The 15,519-nt window shown below is 57.8% G+C and carries 19 protein-coding genes; 11 read left to right on the top strand and 8 right to left on the bottom strand.

The genetic code is table 11. The features are described 5' to 3' along the window. Nucleotides 1–2 precede the first annotated feature (2 nt). Together ACR0AM_RS14725 and ACR0AM_RS14720 are read left to right on the top strand one after the other, a co-directional pair. Entirely contained in the window at nucleotides 3–713 is a 711-nt protein-coding gene (locus tag ACR0AM_RS14725) for a DUF599 domain-containing protein (protein ID WP_480623347.1), read from the top strand. Nucleotides 714–748: 35 nt separating this feature from the next. Beyond that, entirely contained in the window at nucleotides 749–1,096 is a 348-nt protein-coding gene (locus ACR0AM_RS14720) for a hypothetical protein (RefSeq protein ID WP_480623346.1), read from the top strand. Between the two features lie 3 nt (nucleotides 1,097–1,099). Here the strand turns inward: ACR0AM_RS14720 and ACR0AM_RS14715 are convergent, their stop codons facing one another. From ACR0AM_RS14715 to ACR0AM_RS14700, 4 genes are all read right to left on the bottom strand, one after another. Then, nucleotides 1,100–1,585, bottom strand: a complete 486-nt coding sequence (locus ACR0AM_RS14715; protein WP_480623306.1) for a flavodoxin family protein — start codon at nucleotides 1,583–1,585, stop codon at nucleotides 1,100–1,102. A 1-nt stretch (nucleotide 1,586) separates the two neighbouring features. Next, nucleotides 1,587–2,057 (bottom strand): 23S rRNA (pseudouridine(1915)-N(3))-methyltransferase RlmH, encoded by a 471-nt coding sequence (gene rlmH / locus ACR0AM_RS14710; protein ID WP_480623305.1) that lies wholly within the window; start codon nucleotides 2,055–2,057, stop codon nucleotides 1,587–1,589. 44 nt (nucleotides 2,058–2,101) lie between these two features. Beyond that, nucleotides 2,102–2,461, bottom strand: coding sequence for a ribosome silencing factor (rsfS, locus tag ACR0AM_RS14705; RefSeq protein WP_209599225.1), 360 nt, complete (start codon nucleotides 2,459–2,461; stop codon nucleotides 2,102–2,104). A 164-nt stretch (nucleotides 2,462–2,625) separates the two neighbouring features. Then, a complete protein-coding gene (locus ACR0AM_RS14700; RefSeq protein WP_480623304.1) occupies nucleotides 2,626–3,978 on the bottom strand; it encodes a mechanosensitive ion channel family protein in 1,353 nt (450 codons plus the stop codon). A gap of 115 nt (nucleotides 3,979–4,093) precedes the next feature. Between ACR0AM_RS14700 and ACR0AM_RS14695 the strand changes: the two genes are divergently transcribed. Genes ACR0AM_RS14695 through leuD form a run of 4 tightly spaced genes read left to right on the top strand, consistent with a single transcriptional unit; the run spans nucleotide 4,094 to nucleotide 6,863 of the window. Then, nucleotides 4,094–4,189 carry an isopropylmalate isomerase gene (locus ACR0AM_RS14695; RefSeq protein ID WP_245220657.1) on the top strand — a complete coding sequence of 32 codons (96 nt, stop codon included), beginning with the start codon at nucleotides 4,094–4,096 and terminating at the stop codon, nucleotides 4,187–4,189. Nucleotides 4,190–4,232: 43 nt separating this feature from the next. After that, on the top strand, nucleotides 4,233–5,636 hold the full coding sequence (gene leuC, locus ACR0AM_RS14690; protein WP_480623303.1) for a 3-isopropylmalate dehydratase large subunit: 1,404 nt from the start codon (nucleotides 4,233–4,235) through the stop codon (nucleotides 5,634–5,636). 37 nt (nucleotides 5,637–5,673) lie between these two features. Continuing rightward, complete coding sequence (locus tag ACR0AM_RS14685; protein WP_480494509.1) at nucleotides 5,674–6,216, top strand: HdeD family acid-resistance protein; 543 nt, start codon at nucleotides 5,674–5,676, stop codon at nucleotides 6,214–6,216. A gap of 41 nt (nucleotides 6,217–6,257) precedes the next feature. Further along, nucleotides 6,258–6,863, top strand: coding sequence for a 3-isopropylmalate dehydratase small subunit (leuD, locus tag ACR0AM_RS14680; protein WP_480474698.1), 606 nt, complete (start codon nucleotides 6,258–6,260; stop codon nucleotides 6,861–6,863). A 24-nt stretch (nucleotides 6,864–6,887) separates the two neighbouring features. Here leuD and ACR0AM_RS14675 read toward each other — a convergent pair whose 3' ends face one another. Then, nucleotides 6,888–7,091: a hypothetical protein gene (locus ACR0AM_RS14675; protein WP_480474697.1), complete on the bottom strand. Its 204-nt coding sequence runs from the start codon at nucleotides 7,089–7,091 to the stop codon at nucleotides 6,888–6,890. A gap of 105 nt (nucleotides 7,092–7,196) precedes the next feature. On the opposite strand from ACR0AM_RS14675, the gene ACR0AM_RS14670 reads away from it, so the two are divergent. Next, on the top strand, nucleotides 7,197–8,027 hold the full coding sequence (locus tag ACR0AM_RS14670) for a hypothetical protein (protein WP_480474695.1): 831 nt from the start codon (nucleotides 7,197–7,199) through the stop codon (nucleotides 8,025–8,027). Continuing rightward, on the top strand, nucleotides 8,024–9,052 hold the full coding sequence (locus tag ACR0AM_RS14665) for an endonuclease/exonuclease/phosphatase family protein (protein WP_480623302.1): 1,029 nt from the start codon (nucleotides 8,024–8,026) through the stop codon (nucleotides 9,050–9,052). Before ACR0AM_RS14670 ends, ACR0AM_RS14665 begins: the two co-directional genes overlap by 4 nt. Here the strand turns inward: ACR0AM_RS14665 and ACR0AM_RS14660 are convergent. Beyond that, a complete protein-coding gene (locus ACR0AM_RS14660) occupies nucleotides 9,049–9,951 on the bottom strand; it encodes a Rossmann-fold NAD(P)-binding domain-containing protein (RefSeq protein WP_480623301.1) in 903 nt (300 codons plus the stop codon). The two genes, ACR0AM_RS14665 and ACR0AM_RS14660, sit on opposite strands and share 4 nt — an antisense overlap. Before the next feature lie 84 nt (nucleotides 9,952–10,035). Between ACR0AM_RS14660 and ACR0AM_RS14655 the strand changes: the two genes are divergently transcribed. Next, on the top strand, nucleotides 10,036–10,929 hold the full coding sequence (locus tag ACR0AM_RS14655; protein ID WP_209599231.1) for a LysR family transcriptional regulator: 894 nt from the start codon (nucleotides 10,036–10,038) through the stop codon (nucleotides 10,927–10,929). Nucleotides 10,930–10,932: 3 nt separating this feature from the next. Here the strand turns inward: ACR0AM_RS14655 and ACR0AM_RS14650 are convergent, their stop codons facing one another. Next, nucleotides 10,933–11,460 (bottom strand): redoxin domain-containing protein, encoded by a 528-nt coding sequence (locus tag ACR0AM_RS14650; protein ID WP_480623300.1) that lies wholly within the window; start codon nucleotides 11,458–11,460, stop codon nucleotides 10,933–10,935. A gap of 91 nt (nucleotides 11,461–11,551) precedes the next feature. Here ACR0AM_RS14650 and leuB point away from each other — a divergent pair, with 91 nt between their 5' ends. Next, complete coding sequence (gene leuB, locus ACR0AM_RS14645; RefSeq protein WP_209507247.1) at nucleotides 11,552–12,655, top strand: 3-isopropylmalate dehydrogenase; 1,104 nt, start codon at nucleotides 11,552–11,554, stop codon at nucleotides 12,653–12,655. 74 nt (nucleotides 12,656–12,729) lie between these two features. Here leuB and ACR0AM_RS14640 read toward each other — a convergent pair whose 3' ends face one another. Continuing rightward, on the bottom strand, nucleotides 12,730–14,904 hold the full coding sequence (locus tag ACR0AM_RS14640) for a transglycosylase domain-containing protein (RefSeq protein ID WP_480623299.1): 2,175 nt from the start codon (nucleotides 14,902–14,904) through the stop codon (nucleotides 12,730–12,732). A 259-nt stretch (nucleotides 14,905–15,163) separates the two neighbouring features. On the opposite strand from ACR0AM_RS14640, the gene ACR0AM_RS14635 reads away from it, so the two are divergent. Further along, entirely contained in the window at nucleotides 15,164–15,502 is a 339-nt protein-coding gene (locus ACR0AM_RS14635; RefSeq protein ID WP_117871083.1) for a P-II family nitrogen regulator, read from the top strand. Nucleotides 15,503–15,519 lie beyond the last annotated feature (17 nt).

The following is a 15,519-nucleotide window of genomic DNA, read 5'->3' as shown; positions in this document are numbered from 1 at the left end:
TCATGACCTGGATCGAACGTGCCGCTCTTTTTGCCCCTCTGGACTATGCATCGCTGCTTCTGCTGCTGGTTGCTTGGCTGTGGATTGGGTGGAAAATTGAACATCCGTCACCGCAGAGGCAATCCGTAGCCCTTATGATGGACGATTATCGGCGCGAATGGATGCGCGAGATGGTGACCCGCCAACCGCGCATGTTCGACGCGCAAGTCGTGGCGGCCATGCGGCAGGGCAGTACATTTTTCGCGTCGACCACGATGATTGCCATCGGGGGTGGGCTGGCCCTGCTGGGCAACACCGAAAGACTGGCAGGCGTCGCAATTGACCTTGCCATCGGCAGTGTCCCGGCAATGGTCTGGGAGATCAAAATCCTTTTCGTCGTATTGCTGCTGGCCAACGCATTTCTGAAATATGTCTGGGCGCACCGCCTTTTCGGATATTGCGCCGTGTTGATGGCTGCAGTTCCCAATGACCCCGAAGACCCGCAAACCTATCCTCGCGCCGGTCAGGCGGCCGAGATCTGCGTTACCGCCGCGCGCAGCTTCAACCGCGGTCTGCGCGCCACCTATTTTGCACTGGCGTCGTTGGCGTGGTTTCTTGGACCTGTCGCGCTATTTTTGGGTACAGCGGTCACGTTTGGCGTCTTGTATCGGCGCGAGTTCGCCTCACACTCCCGGGAAATACTGATGGCCCGAGCCGCCAGCACGGATACGTGATACCGATGCGCTATCCCACTGGTTACACTGGTGCGATGCGATACTTGATTCTCTGCGCCTTACTGGCCAGCCCTGCCCTTGCCGACCCGCCAACAATCGAACAGGTCCGCACCAGTGCAAACGGTGATACATGGCGGTTCGATGTGACGATCCGGCATCCCGATACGGGTTGGGATCATTACGCCGACGGCTGGCGTGTTCTGGATATGGATGGAAACGAGTTGGGAATGCGCGTCCTGCTCCATCCTCACGAAACCGAACAACCCTTTACCCGCTCTCTGGGCGGGGTGGTCATTCCCGATGGCATGACACAGGTGCAAATTCAGGCACGGTGCATCGTCGATGGATGGAATGAAGGCACCACAGTGGTCAAACTGGATTGACCCTCAGAAAATACCCATGGCCAGACCCGCACCCAAAGCGGCTCCTGTCTCGCGGCATTGATCCAGTTGGTCTTGCGGGATTGTCTTTTCGGCCAAAATGGCCTCGGGCGTTTGCGCATGAGTACAGATGATCAGCGGAGGCTGAACAGCTTTCAATCGCCAACCGGTGGCTATCCGTGCGATCTGACGGGCGGCATTCTCGCCATCCGATCCTGCGCAAATCATCTGCGCATAGGGTCGGCCTTCCAGTTTTCCCAGCACCGGGTAGTAGCAGCGGTCAAAGAATTCCTTCATCAGACCCGAAATTGCCGCAAGATTTTCAGGCGCGCAAAAGATGTAGCCATCGGAGGCCAACAGATCTTCCGGCCCGGCTTGATCGGCAGGCATAAGCTTTGTGTCAGCCTCACCTCGCGCAGCTTCGGCCGCGGCTTCGGCCATCTGCCGGGCACCGCCTGTGCGGGAGTGATAAACGATCAGAAGCTGCGCCATGTCAGACCCGGTGGTAGGGGCCGCCTGACAGAATGGTCGCGGCCCGGTAAAGTTGCTCGGCCAGCATCACACGGACCAGCATATGGGGCCAGACCATCGACCCGAATGAAATGGAAAAATCCGCCTCGGTCCGCAGAACTGGGTCAATTCCGTCCGCACCACCGATCACAAACGCCAGGTCCTGCCGACCGGCATCGCGCCAATCACCCAGCTTCTTCGCGAAATCGGGCGAGGACATGACCCGCCCCCGTTCATCCAGCGTGCACAACACCGCCCCTTTGGGCAGGGCCTTACGCAGCAGCGCGGCTTCGGCTGCCATCCCTGCGTTTTTCTTGTCTTCAACCTCGATCACCTGCGCAGGCCCAAGGCCCAGCGCACGGCCGGTCCGGTCAAATCGGGTCAGGTAATCGTCAAGCAGTGTCTTCTCGGGTCCGGCGCGCAATCGCCCGACCGCAACTATGCTGATACGCATGTCTCTCTCGCCTCCGGCCTGTTAATGCAGGCCGGGATAGCGCCTCAGTTCGCCGAGGCGCTGCCACCCTGAGGCAGCCACATCTTTTCCAGCTGATAGAATTCACGCACTTCGGGGCGGAAGATATGGACGATGACGTCGCCCGTATCGATCAGCACCCAGTCGCCGGTGTCCTTGCCTTCGACCTTCGAGGTGAAACCGAATTCCTGCTTGATGCGATCCGTCAGCTTTTCCGCCATGGCCGACACCTGACGGGTCGACCGACCCGAGGCAATCACCATGTGATCCGCAACCGATGACTTGCCCTGCAGGTTGATCTGCACGACGTCTTCGGCCTTGTCATCGGAAAGTGAGGAAAGGATTCGTTCAAGCAGCTTGTCGCTGATTGACTGAGAGTGGGCCATTATGTTGACCCCATCATCGGCGGGCAAACCCGCCTGTGTATGTAGAGACAGGACATAGTCCTCCTTTGCTGCGCGCCGTGAAACCCCGGCGCCGGGGTACTAATAAGGTAGCAAGGGGAATGCAACATTTCAATGAATGCACGCTGCAGGGCGTCCACAGACGCTTACTCTGTGATGATCTGTTGCGCAGTTGCGCCGTCCGGTAACAGTCGGATTTCGCGCTGTGGGAAGGGGATCGAGATGCCATCTTCCTTGAATGCGTCCCAGAGCGCCAGATAGACATTGCCCCGGATATTGGTCAGCCCCTTTGTTGGGTCGCTGATCCAGAACCTCAGCACATAATCCACGCTGCTGTCACCAAAACCGGTGATGTGGCAAACCGGTTCATGTTTGCCGCCGCTCAGGACCCGGGCAACCGCCTTTACCGCCCTGATTGCGGTTGCGCGCACTTTATGCGGATCGTCGTCATAGCTGGTTCCAAAATCCAGATCCAACCTTACAAACCGGTCGGAATGCGACCAGTTCACCACCTGGTTGGTAATCAGATCTTCGTTTGGGATCAGGTACTCGCGCCCGTCCCGTGTTACGACCGACACGTATCGCGCGCCCAACGCATTGATCCAACCGAACGTATCCCCCAACGAGATTACGTCGCCCGGCTTGATCGAGCGGTCCATCAGGATGATGATCCCCGATATCAGGTTCGACACCACTTTTTGCAAACCGAACCCGATACCCACGCCGATGGCGCCGGACAAAAGCGCGATGCCGGTCAGATCGAACCCTAACGTTCGGATCGCAGCCATAAAGACTGCCCCGTAAAGCAGAACCTGTATGCCTTTTGACAATAGCACCTGCATGGACGGGGTTATGTCGTCATTGCTTTGCAATGCGCGTTCGGCCGCGCGCGTGCCGATACGGGCCAGTATCAGCAGGATACCAATCAGCAATGTGGCTTTGAGAATACCAAGGGCCGAAATATGCAGGTCCCCGATGGAAATCGCCACTCCGTCAAGAAAACCCGCGACGTCATCCGTCAGATTCAGCGCGACTAGCGTTGCGTAGATCCACATTGCCCACTTGAAAATCCGGCGAAGCGTGCGGTTTTGGACCAGTCTCGCGACCAGTGCTATTGCCAGCCATGCCGCCGCCAGCGTAGCTATCACCCCGATGATATAGCTGCGCGACGGCCAGGTGAGCTGCTGCATGATCAGATACAATGCCCACGAAAGCAGGATGAAGTAGACCAGCGCCAACCGCCGCATCAACTGTACCAGAACCCGCAGCCGCCATTTCGGCCATCCCGTGCGTAAACGGGCCCAAGCATCCCATTTGGATTGGGTCAGGAATTTCAGCAACAAAGCCAGCGCCCACAGCAACAGGATGATGAGCAGTTGATATTGTCGCCAGCCCGGCGTGACGATCAGATCAAGCAGCCTCTCGAATTGCGCGGAAAAAGCCGCAACCATGTTGTTATAGAGGTCGGTCAGCGTACTTGGGATCAAGTCTTGGTTCATGCACGTCTCCTGCGGGCCAGCTTGAACAGCAATGCGGGGTGATGCAAGCCTGACACCGGTTTTGAACCTTGATTGCCGGAAGGGCGCGGTATATCTGAACCGCATGAGACTCAATGTGGCCCAACTTCAGAATCTGGAAGATCGCGCGCGCTTGCGTGAACGGTTCTTTGGCGCTGCCCGCACGGTTCTGGCGCGCCTATCCGTCGCCTGAGCCAACTCGCCAGCTATTTCTCATTTCATACGGGAGAGGACCGATGTCCCCCAAGACACTCTATGACAAGATCTGGGATGCCCATGTCGCGCACGAAGCCGATGATGGAACCTGCCTGCTTTATATCGACCGCCATCTGGTGCACGAAGTCACCAGCCCGCAGGCTTTTGAAGGGCTGCGCATGGCAGGCCGCAAGGTGCGCGCGCCGGAAAAGACCATCGCCGTACCGGACCACAACGTGCCGACCACGCCGGACCGCGTGAACGGGATCGAAAACCCGGAATCACGCATTCAGGTCGAAGCGCTGGACAAGAACGCCAAGGATTTCGGCATTCACTACTACCCGGTGAATGACGTGCGCCAGGGCATTGTCCACATCGTTGGCCCGGAACAGGGTTGGACCCTGCCGGGTATGACCGTTGTCTGCGGCGACAGCCACACAGCGACCCACGGTGCATTCGGCGCGCTGGCTCACGGCATCGGTACGTCTGAGGTTGAGCATGTTCTGGCAACGCAAACGCTGATCCAGAAGAAGTCCAAGAACATGAAGGTGGAAATCACCGGCAAGTTGCAACCGGGCGTGACCGCCAAGGACATTACTCTGGCTGTGATCGGTGAGACCGGCACCGCTGGCGGTACCGGCTATGTCATCGAGTATTGCGGTGAAGCAATCCGTGATCTGTCGATGGAAGGTCGCATGACCGTCTGCAACATGGCAATCGAAGGCGGCGCTCGTGCCGGCCTGATCGCGCCGGATGAAACAACGTTCGACTACGTCAAAGGCCGCCCGCACGCGCCGAAAGGGGTGCAATGGGAAGCGGCTCTGACTTGGTGGAAAACGCTCTTTACTGATGAAGGCGCGCATTTTGACAAGGTCATCACACTGCGTGGCGAAGACATCGCGCCGGTCGTGACCTGGGGCACCAGCCCCGAGGACGTTCTGCCGATCACCGCAACCGTACCGAACCCCGAAGATTTCGAAGGTGGCAAAGTCGACGCGGCCCGCCGCTCCATCGAATATATGGGGCTGAAAGCCGGTCAGAAGCTGAGCGAAGTTGAGATCGACACTGTCTTTATCGGCTCGTGCACCAACGGCCGGATCGAGGACCTGCGTGCTGCCGCCGAGATTCTGAAGGGCAAAAAGATCAAGGACGGCATACGCGCCATGGTCGTTCCGGGCTCGGGTCTGGTCCGCGCGCAGGCCGAAGAAGAAGGTCTGGCGGATATCTTCAAAGAAGCCGGTTTCGAATGGCGTCTGGCAGGATGTTCGATGTGTCTGGCGATGAATCCCGACCAGTTGCAACCGGGTGAACGCTGCGCCGCGACTTCGAACCGCAACTTCGAAGGCCGTCAAGGCCGGGGCGGGCGTACCCACCTGCTGAGCCCGGCAATGGCCGCCGCAGCGGCAATCACAGGACGGCTGACAGACGTCCGTGAAATGATGTAAGCTGCCCTCATAACTGGATATTTGAGGGATTGAAGACATGAGTGACTGGACAAAATGGCTATTGCTAGGACTTCTGTCCATCCTGTTCGGCATCTTTGTGCTGGGCGCACCGGTCGTGGCATCAATTACCGTGACGGTGGTCACAGGTGTATTGCTGCTGATTTCTGGCGCATTGCAGGTTGTTGGCGGCTTCACAGTCGAAGGGACCGGCAACAAGATACTGTCATTTATCATGGGTGTCGTGATGCTGTTTCTGGGCTGGTCCTTTCTGGATCACCCACTGCAAGGAACGCTGACGCTGGCAACCGTCTGCCTGATCCTGTTCATGGCTGGCGGCATTGCCCGCGTGATCCTGTCGTTCCAGATGCGCGGAACACAGTATTTCTGGGCGACGCTGGTCTCGGGCATCATGTCGATTGTTCTTGCAATCCTGATCTGGCGCTTTGCTGCAATGGACCCTTCGGTGCTGCTGCAATTGCTGGGCATCCTGCTGGGGATCGAGATGATCTTTAACGGGCTCGGCCTTGTCTTCATGGCGTTCTTCGTCAAGGACGCACCAAAAGAAACGAAACAAGCTTAACGCGGGGTCTGGGCGCGGCCCTCTCCCGCAGGAGTGTGAACATGGATAAGTTTGAAAAAGTCCACGGGGTGGCCGCCCCAATGCCGCTGATCAATATCGACACCGATATGATCATCCCGAAAGTGCACCTAAAAACCATCAAACGGTCCGGCCTGGGCATCGTTCTGTTCGACGAGATGCGCTATCACGATGACGGTCAGGAGAATGAAGAATTCGTCCTGAACAAGCCCGCCTATCGCGAGGCCGAGATTCTGGTTGCAGGCGACAACTTCGGCTGTGGGTCCTCGCGCGAACACGCGCCCTGGGCGATCAAGGATTTCGGCATCAAGGTCGTGATCTCGACCAGTTTTGCCGACATCTTCTTCAACAACTGTTTCAAGAACGGCATTCTGCCGATCGTTGTCGGGGCAGAACACCACGCGATCCTGATGGATGATGCGCATAAAGGCGAAAACGCCCGCATGACCGTACATCTGGAAGATCAGCAGATCACCACATCGGACGGCGTCGTGATCGATTTCGAAATCGATCCTCACCGCAAGCACTGCCTGCTAAATGGCCTGGACGATATCGGGCTGACGATGGAAAAAGATCATCACATCGACAAGTTCGAGGATCACGCCAGTCAGGCCCGTCCCTGGGTGTGATTCTGGGGGCGAATCTGTGGATACTCAACCTGACGGGGTCGCCAAGGCGGCCCCGCTCGCATTCTTGGGGTTGATTTTTTGAAAACCACAACATGTGGGTATCAATTTGAGATACACGTCGGATTTGCGTCGAAAATGATGCAATACCGCACCAGTTGCGCCATCTTTTTGCCCGAAATCACGTGTTTTCTGCACCTCGGCTTGAGCAAAATGCCGCTTATCGTTCATGTTGACGCTAAAGAGGCATCCGTCAACGTCAGACGAAGCGACGGGCACAAGTTGGAAACAAGTCGACAAAGATCGGCTGATCCGGTTTGAAAAAGGGTTCGGATAGTGATTGCGCGCACAACAGGGGCGGCTATACGCGGTATACTTGTTGCACTTATGGTGCTAACACCTGCGTTGTACCTGCCTGTCTCATCTACGAACGGGACCGAGATACTGGTCTTTCTCGCGATCCTCGCGTTTATCCTGACCTTTGCCGAATACAATTCCGCCTTTCCCAGCTTTATCGAATTCCGCGACGCGCCCCCGGTCAATCGCCTTCGGTTTGTCGGCCTGATGTCGATGGTCACCTTTCTGACGCTGATCTGCAAAAACGCCTTTGAACCAACGCAGCTGACCACATTCTCTTATTCGGTTGGCCTGGCTGTCGCAAATGTGGTGGACTTCCCCTATTCTCCGGTGCGCCTCATCGTGCTGATGTTACCCCCGGATGCCAGCCACGCCTTGATCGAATTGGTCCGCATCACGGCCAGCGTGGCTTATGTTGCGGCTTTGGTCACGATTGTCAGCTTTGCCTATGCGGTCAGGGTTCGGGGATGGCCAACCGGCAATGGCGCCTTCAATGTGTGGACTAACTTGCCGCTGTTTGACCCGACCAAAGGGGGTGATGTCGTTACGCGCCTTCAAAGGGATGGCCGCCTGAACATCTGTATCGGCATTCTGCTGCCATTCCTCATTCCGGCGATCATCAAGTTGATGAGCAGTGTGATCGCCCCGATCTCCCTCGGGAATCCACAGACCTTGATCTGGACCATGAGCGCATGGGCCTTCCTGCCCGCCAGCATGATCATGCGCGGCATGGCGACCCTCAGGATCGCGGGCTTGATCATGGAAAAACGCCGCGCCTATTCGACCAGCGAGTCAACACAGACCGCATGATCCGCATCTTGTGTCTGCTATGGCTGCCCTTTGCGGCACAGGCAGAAGTCGTGCGCATTGCCACCTATAATACCGAGCTTAGCAGAAATGGTCCCGGTTTGTTGCTTCGCGACATTCAACGCGATGACGCGCAAGTTCTGGCCGTTGTCGACGTTATTGCGTCTGCGCGCCCTGACATAATCGCCCTTCAGGGTATCGATTGGGACCTGAACAATACCGCTGTAATCGCCCTGATAGGGAAACTGCGCAACGCGGGGCTTGATTATGGATATTACCTTGCCACACAACCCAATGCCGGCCTGGAAACCTCGCTTGATCTGGATGGTGATGGCAAGACCCAAGGCCCCGGCGACGCGCAAGGCTGGGGGCAGTTCACCGGTCAGGGTGGGTTGGCGGTGTTGTCGCGATACGAAATTATCACCGCCGAGGTTCAGGATTATTCCGAGCTGTTGTGGCGGAGTTTACCGGGCGCCACACTGCCTAGAGTAAACGGGCAACCCTTCCCGTCTGACGCGGCACATCAGATACAACGCCTGTCTTCGACCGCACACTGGGTTGTACCGATCGAAACCCCTTATGGGCGGCTCAACTTGATGACCTTTCATGCGACGCCACCCGTTTTCGATGGGCCCGAGGATCGAAATGGCTTGCGCAATCAGGATGAGATCCGGCTCTGGTCCGTTTTACTGAACGGTGAACTGGGGCCAGTCCCCGAAAGTCCCTTTTTGATCGCCGGCGATGCCAACCTTGACCCAACGCGTGGGGAGGGCCGTAAACAGGCCATTCAGTCCCTTCTGGCCCATCCGCGTTTGCAAGACCCGCTGCCGAAAGACCCGTCAGGCTCGACCTCAACGGTCGCTTGGAAGGCCACGGGTGAAATGCGCGTGGATTATGTGTTGCCGTCCGCCGACCTGCGCATTTCGGACGCCGGTGTGACGTGGCCGGAAGAAGGCAGCAAGCTATACGAATCTGCCCTACGTGCCAGCAGGCACCGATTGGTCTGGGTTGACGTCACCCTGCCTTAAGGCGTGACCGACTCTCCGTTCGCATAGGGCAAAGCCACAAGGCTGGGAGAGATCGCAGAACGCAATGCATCATCCAGATCTGTCTGATACACAGAACCCAGCAACTCGGTCAGGTACGATCCGTCCAACTGGTGCGGCACCTGCCACAGATACCGCATTTCAATCAGGTGTGAGGACATGCGCCAGAATGGTCGCGCCAGCTGCAATGGCCACCATTGCATCGGCTTCACGAATATGTCCCGTCCTGTCACTCTCGACAAAGACTGCGCGATCTCAGTTCCGGTCAGAGTATAGCCAGCGAAAGGAACATCGCAGAACCGCGGCAGATCCTTTCGGATTTCACACAGCGCGACTGCAGTTTGTGCAAGATCTGGCAGATAGGCCCAGGCGTGCAGGGCCTCCGGGTCTCCGGGATACACGAACTGATTGCGCGACAGATGCTTGATCATGACCTGATCGAACCAGTTTCCTGATGCCTCTGTGTCAATAAAATCACCCGCACGCAGAAGGATCGTACGGACGGTTGAAGCGCGATACGCCTCCTCCATCTCGATCCGGATACGGCCAAGCGGATTGGTGGCCAAGTGCGGTGTAAGGCCGGACCATGGGCCTTGCGTGTCCGGTCCAAAAACGTAGACGTTGCCGGGAACCAATACAGTGGCTTCAGTCTCGGACGCGGCGTCTATCACACGTCTGGTCAGGTCGGGCATTTCACGCGCCCAATCAGGATAGAGCGGATTCCACCCGTTTACGATGACATCCACCCCTTTAGCCGCCTGGGAAAGAGAACCGGACCCGCGACGGAATGTCTGCACGGCCCAGCCTGCATTCCGAAACGCCTTTGCAGCATTGCGCCCAAACCGGCCCGATGCGCCGAGTATCAGTGCAGTTTGTGTCATTGATGCCTCCTGTTTCAGACCAATCTATCCATTCAATGCACGTATTGAATTGCCGAGAAATGCAGAATGTGTATTCAATTTTGAATGGACAAAGCACTGACACATGCGGATTGGTCTCTGATCCAGAGCTTTCTGGCCGTGGCCGAAACGGGGTCCCTGTCCGCCGCTGCACGGCACCTTGATCGCAGCCAGCCCACATTGGGACGACAAGTACAAAGCCTTGAGACCGAACTGGGCGTATCCTTGTTCGACCGGCACGCGCGCGGCCTGAAACTGAGCGTGGCAGGGTCCCAGCTTTTGCCGATGGCGCAGCAAATGCACAGCGCCATGACTGCCTTCAGCCTTGCCGCCGCAGGGCAGTCGCAGCAGCTTGAAGGCTCGGTCCGCATCACCGCTTCGGTCTTCGCGTCGCATCATCTGCTGCCTCCGATTCTGGCGAATATTCGAAGGCAGGAACCCGCCATTCAACTTGAGCTGGTCGCCACCGATACCACGGAAAACCTGTTATACCGCGAGGCAGATATTGCCGTTCGCATGTATCGCCCCGCGCAGATGGATATCATTTCGCGTTATCTGGGCGAGGTGCCGCTATGCTTTTGCGCGGCCAGGTCCTATCTCGACCGTAAGGGACGCCCCAAGACACCCGAGGAACTTTTTTCCCACGACCTTGTGGGGTTTGACGCCAATCAGGAAATCATCAAGGCCATGCGCGAAAAAGGATGGCCCGCAAGCCGCAACAGTTTTGCGACCCGCTGCGATCTGCAAAGCGCCTATTGGGAACTGATCCGCGCGGGATGCGGCATTGGCTTCAGTCAGGTCCAGATGGCAGAAGCCGACCCGGATGTCGAAATCTTGCCGCTGGATGTTGAAATCCCGGTTCTGCCCGTGTGGTTGGCTGCGCCGCAGGCCATGCGCCAGACCCCACGTATCCGCAGGGTCTGGGATTTGCTGGCAGAAGGGCTCAAGGCCAGCCTCTGAGGATCAAAGTGGGCCCGTATACGTTCCGCGCGCCGGGTAGTTATTGCCCAAAGTGAACTTCAGACCACCTGCGATATCCGACATCGACGGACGTCCAAAAGGCGTGGTCTGCTGCCACCCAAAATAAAGCGTCCGGTCAGGTGTGATGTAAAAATGTCCGGGTTCCGCAAACAGGTCTGGTTCGGCACTGCCTTCGCGCCTGGTCGAGATGTTCAGCCCCCAACCCTCCCGTGCCTCGGACAGGGGCAGGCTGTGGCCTACCCGCAGGCGGGAAACATTGGCTTTTGCTGCGGTTTCAGCGGCACGTTCGGCGGTATCGGTGGTGATCATGATAACCTCGACACCCAGCGCCGCGAAATCGTCCAGCGCCGCCTCGGCCTCGGTCATCTGCCTGATGCAGATCGGGCAATGCAATCCGCGATATTGAATCACCAGCGTTCCGTTTTCGCCCTTGTTGGTCTCGAGGTCGAAACTGCCATGGGCGACAGTTTCAATTTTCAGCGCAGGAACCAGATTTCCGGGTGTCAGCATGTGTTTTCCTTGTGTTTTGACAGGTCTGTCTCATTGACCCGATGCTGCGCAGACGCTAGGGCCTGTGCAACAAAACGCAAGGAGACCCTTCATGCCCAACCCCTCGCTCCTCATCCTGCCCGGAGACGGAATTGGCCCAGAAGTTATGGCCGAAGTGCGCAGAATCATCGATTGGTTCGGTGCCAATCGTGGTCTTCAATTTGACGTGAGCGAGGACCTGGTGGGTGGTGCCGCTTATGACGCCCACGGCAAGCCACTGTCCGATGAGACCATGGCAAAGGCGCAAGAGGTTGACGCGGTTCTGCTGGGCGCCGTCGGCGGTCCGAAATACGACGATCTGGATTTCAGCCTGAAACCCGAGCGTGGCCTGCTGCGCCTGCGTAAGGAAATGGACCTGTATTCGAACCTGCGCCCCGCGCAGTGTTTTGACGCGCTTGCCGATTTCTCTTCGCTGAAGAAAGACATCGTTGCCGGTCTCGACATCATGATCGTGCGCGAACTGACGTCGGGCGTCTATTTCGGTGAGCCGCGAGGCATCTTCGAGGAAGGCAACGAACGCGTCGGCATCAACACCCAGCGTTACACCGAATCCGAGATCGAACGCGCCGCGCGCTCGGCTTTTGAACTGGCAATGCGCCGCAACAAAAAGCTGTGCTCGATGGAAAAAGCCAACGTCATGGAATCGGGCATCCTGTGGCGCGAAGTCGTCACCCGCGTCGCAGCGGACTACCCCGAAGTTGAGCTGAGCCATATGTACGCCGACAACGGCGCGATGCAGCTTGTGCGCGCACCGAAACAGTTTGATGTGATCCTGACCGACAACCTGTTCGGTGACATCCTGTCCGACTGCGCCGCGATGCTGACCGGGTCGCTGGGCATGTTGCCTTCGGCCTCTCTCGGCGCGCCGATGGCTAATGGTCGGCCCAAGGCAATGTATGAACCCGTCCATGGCTCGGCCCCGGATATCGCCGGTCAGGGCAAAGCCAACCCGATCGCCTGTATCCTCAGCTTTGCTATGGCCCTGCGCTACAGCTTTGATCAGGGCGAAGAAGCGGATCGTCTGGAGGCCGCGATCGAGAAAGTACTGGCCGATGGGGTACGCACCGGCGACCTGCTTGCAGATGAGGGCGTTCAGCCCGTATCAACCACTGAAATGGGCGACGCGATCCTTGCGGCCTTGGATGCCAGCGTCTGAAACACGAAACAGCGAAATGACAAAAGGCGGTGCCCGATGCACCGCCTTTTTCGTTTTTTCCATCAAAGACGGCTCTAGTTTCCGCCGAAAATATTCTTCAGCAGATTGTTGATATCATCGGCAAAGCCTCCGCGCTTTCGACGCGGTTGTGGCTGTGCGACCTGAACCGGCGGCGCTGGTGCCATCATCGGCAAGGGTGTCGGTGTCATCCCTTCGGTGACACGCAGCATGGTTTCTCTCCAGATTTCCGCGGGCAAACCGCCGCCGGTCACACCAGATAGGGGCGTGTTGTCGTCATAGCCCATCCAAACACCGGTTACATAATCCGCAGTAAACCCGATGAACCATGCGTCCCGCGCCGCCTGGGTTGTGCCCGTTTTGCCCGCCACCTGCCAGCCGGGCAACTTGGCCCGTCCACCTGTGCCTTCGGACACCACACGTTCCATCATCCATGTCAGCTGTTTGGCAGCCGCGTCGTTGATCACCCGTTCACCGATACCGGTTGTCGTAACCATGACAGGTGCTTCATCACCCAGCAGCTTCAACTCGGTCAGGCCATAAGGTTCAACGGCAGAGCCGCCGTTCAGAATACCTGCATAAGCCCCCGTCATCTCAATCAGCGTGCTTTCCGACGCGCCCAGCGCCAAGGCCGGACCTTGCGCCAGATCGCTGGCAATGCCAAAACCACTGGCCACGGTGCGGACGTTATCCAAGCCCGAAATCTCGGCAACTTTCACCGCCGGAATATTCAGCGAGTTCTTCAGCGCATCCGCCAGTGACACGCGCCCGTAGTACTTGTTGGTATAGTTCTTGGGGCACCATTGACCGGACCCGGGAATGTCCACGCAGTAAGGTTCATCCATCACCGTATCCAGCGGCGAATAGCCAAGTTCCAGCGCGGTGGCGTAGACAAAAGGTTTGAAGGACGAACCGGTTTGGCGCTTGGCGATGGTGGCCCGGTTGAACACCCCGGCAACCCGTGTTTCTCGGCCGCCGACCATGGCTCTCACCGCTCCGTCCGCGGACATGACCACGATGGCCGCCTGCGCCTTGGAGCCTTCGCGCACCTTTTCCTGAAAGATGAATTGCAAAGCCTCTTCCGCCGATCGCTGAATCCGCTGATCCAAAGTCGTCTGAATCACAACATCTTCGGTTGTGTTATCACCAAAATAACTGGGAAGTTCCGAAACAACCCAATCTGCGAAATAGCCTCCCGCTCGGGCAGCAGCCGCTTCAGACAGTTGCGCCGGGCGCGTACGCGCTTCGCTGGCCTGTGCGGCGGTCAGATATCCCTGATCCTCCATCAGACCGATCACCAGCCGCGCCCGATCCTGAGACCGTTGCAGGTTGTTGGTCGGCGCATAGCGTGTAGGCGCAACCAGCAGACCAGCCAGCATCGCGGCCTCTGCGGGCGAAACCTCGGCGGCAGATTTTCCAAAGTAGCGCTGGCTCGCGGCTTCGAACCCACGCGCGCCTGCGCCAAGAAAAGCGCGGTTCAGGTAGATCGTCAGGACCTCGTCCTTGGAGTATTTCACCTCCATTGCCAGCGCATAGACAGCCTCCTTGGCCTTGCGCCACAAGGAACCCTGACGGCAGTCGGCCTCATACGCGGCCTCGGAATCCCAATCGCTGGGATCATAGGGAACACCCAGACACAGCAGTTTCGCGGTCTGTTGCGTGATTGTCGACCCGCCATGCCCCGACAAAGGCCCGCGGCCTTCGCTCAGGTTGATGCTGACCGCGCTGGCGACGCCACGCGGGCTGACCCCGAAATGCCGGTAAAATCGCTTGTCTTCGGTTGCGACAACCGCGTTTTTCAGATGCGGAGAGACGGTATCGGCCGTGATCACTCCACCAAACTGATCGCCACGCCAGGCAAAGACCTTGCCATCACGATCCAGCAAGGTCACGGAACCCCGCGCGCGCCCATCCAGCAAGGCATCGACATCCGGCAACGTGGCGTAAACGATACCCACCGCCAGCGCGAGCAGCATGGCCGAAATCGCACCGACACGCCAGGTCAATCCCCAGATCAACCGCCAGATCCATCGGAACAAACGGCGAAAGATACCACCGCCTTTACCCCCTGATGACTTGCGGGTTTTCCTGCGCGTGGTTTTGCGCGTGGTCGGTTTGCGCACCGTCGATTTCTTGCCCGCCGTGCTTTTGGTCGCAGCCAGTTTTCGGCCCTTCGAAGGGTACCGTTTATCCGCGACCAATGTCGGCTTGCGGCGCTTGGACTCAGTCATGCTCAAACTCTGCCCGGTTATACTTTTTGGTCACCATACCTCGACAACCGCAGTATGTAGAGGTCCGAATTTCCGGAATTTCCCCTCTCTATAGCGCTCATTTATTGGGCACAATGCCCAAGTTGTGCAAAAAATGTGCAACTTTGCATTACTTCCCGGCAGGTTTTGACCCCGAAAGCGTTTCTTACTGCGTCGCGGCGCGCTTTTTTTCTGCAGGTGCAAACAAGCCGGTCCCACCGGACAACCAGAGGGGAAAGACGTGAAACTGATCATTGCGACAATCAAGCCGTTCAAGCTGGAGGAGGTGCGCGAAGCTCTGACCGAGGCTGGCGTGCGCGGCATGATGGTAACCGAGATCAAGGGCTTCGGCTCGCAGTCCGGTCACACCGAAATCTATCGTGGGGCCGAATATGCGGTGAACTTCGTGCCCAAGATCAAGCTTGAGATCGTGGTGCCTGCGACAATGGCCGACCAGATCGTCGAGACGATCACCAAAACCGCCAAGACCGGCAAGATCGGTGACGGCAAGATTTTTGTCCTCGATGTCGAACAGGCGCTGCGTGTGCGTACCGGGGAAACCAACGAGGACGCGCTGTAAGCGCGCCCACTCACAAT

The sequence above is a fragment of the Ruegeria sp. AD9 genome, from assembly GCF_056542305.1.
This window is presented reverse-complemented; position numbering and strand designations above follow the sequence as displayed.

Excerpts from the sequence above, each read along its gene's own strand:
- ACR0AM_RS14655 (WP_209599231.1), top strand. The coding sequence starts at position 10,036 with ATGGACAAAGCACTGACACATGCGGATTGGTCTCTGATCCAGAGCTTT.
- ACR0AM_RS14640 (WP_480623299.1), bottom strand. The coding sequence starts at position 14,904 with ATGACTGAGTCCAAGCGCCGCAAGCCGACATTGGTCGCGGATAAACGG.
- rsfS (WP_209599225.1), bottom strand. The coding sequence starts at position 2,461 with ATGGCCCACTCTCAGTCAATCAGCGACAAGCTGCTTGAACGAATCCTT.
- rlmH (WP_480623305.1), bottom strand. The coding sequence starts at position 2,057 with ATGCGTATCAGCATAGTTGCGGTCGGGCGATTGCGCGCCGGACCCGAG.
- ACR0AM_RS14720 (WP_480623346.1), top strand. The coding sequence starts at position 749 with ATGCGATACTTGATTCTCTGCGCCTTACTGGCCAGCCCTGCCCTTGCC.
- leuD (WP_480474698.1), top strand. The coding sequence starts at position 6,258 with ATGGATAAGTTTGAAAAAGTCCACGGGGTGGCCGCCCCAATGCCGCTG.
- ACR0AM_RS14715 (WP_480623306.1), bottom strand. The coding sequence starts at position 1,585 with ATGGCGCAGCTTCTGATCGTTTATCACTCCCGCACAGGCGGTGCCCGG.
- ACR0AM_RS14650 (WP_480623300.1), bottom strand. The coding sequence starts at position 11,460 with ATGCTGACACCCGGAAATCTGGTTCCTGCGCTGAAAATTGAAACTGTC.
- leuB (WP_209507247.1), top strand. The coding sequence starts at position 11,552 with ATGCCCAACCCCTCGCTCCTCATCCTGCCCGGAGACGGAATTGGCCCA.
- ACR0AM_RS14675 (WP_480474697.1), bottom strand. The coding sequence starts at position 7,091 with ATGAACGATAAGCGGCATTTTGCTCAAGCCGAGGTGCAGAAAACACGT.
- ACR0AM_RS14660 (WP_480623301.1), bottom strand. The coding sequence starts at position 9,951 with ATGACACAAACTGCACTGATACTCGGCGCATCGGGCCGGTTTGGGCGC.
- ACR0AM_RS14685 (WP_480494509.1), top strand. The coding sequence starts at position 5,674 with ATGAGTGACTGGACAAAATGGCTATTGCTAGGACTTCTGTCCATCCTG.
- ACR0AM_RS14665 (WP_480623302.1), top strand. The coding sequence starts at position 8,024 with ATGATCCGCATCTTGTGTCTGCTATGGCTGCCCTTTGCGGCACAGGCA.
- leuC (WP_480623303.1), top strand. The coding sequence starts at position 4,233 with ATGTCCCCCAAGACACTCTATGACAAGATCTGGGATGCCCATGTCGCG.
- ACR0AM_RS14725 (WP_480623347.1), top strand. The coding sequence starts at position 3 with ATGACCTGGATCGAACGTGCCGCTCTTTTTGCCCCTCTGGACTATGCA.
- ACR0AM_RS14700 (WP_480623304.1), bottom strand. The coding sequence starts at position 3,978 with ATGAACCAAGACTTGATCCCAAGTACGCTGACCGACCTCTATAACAAC.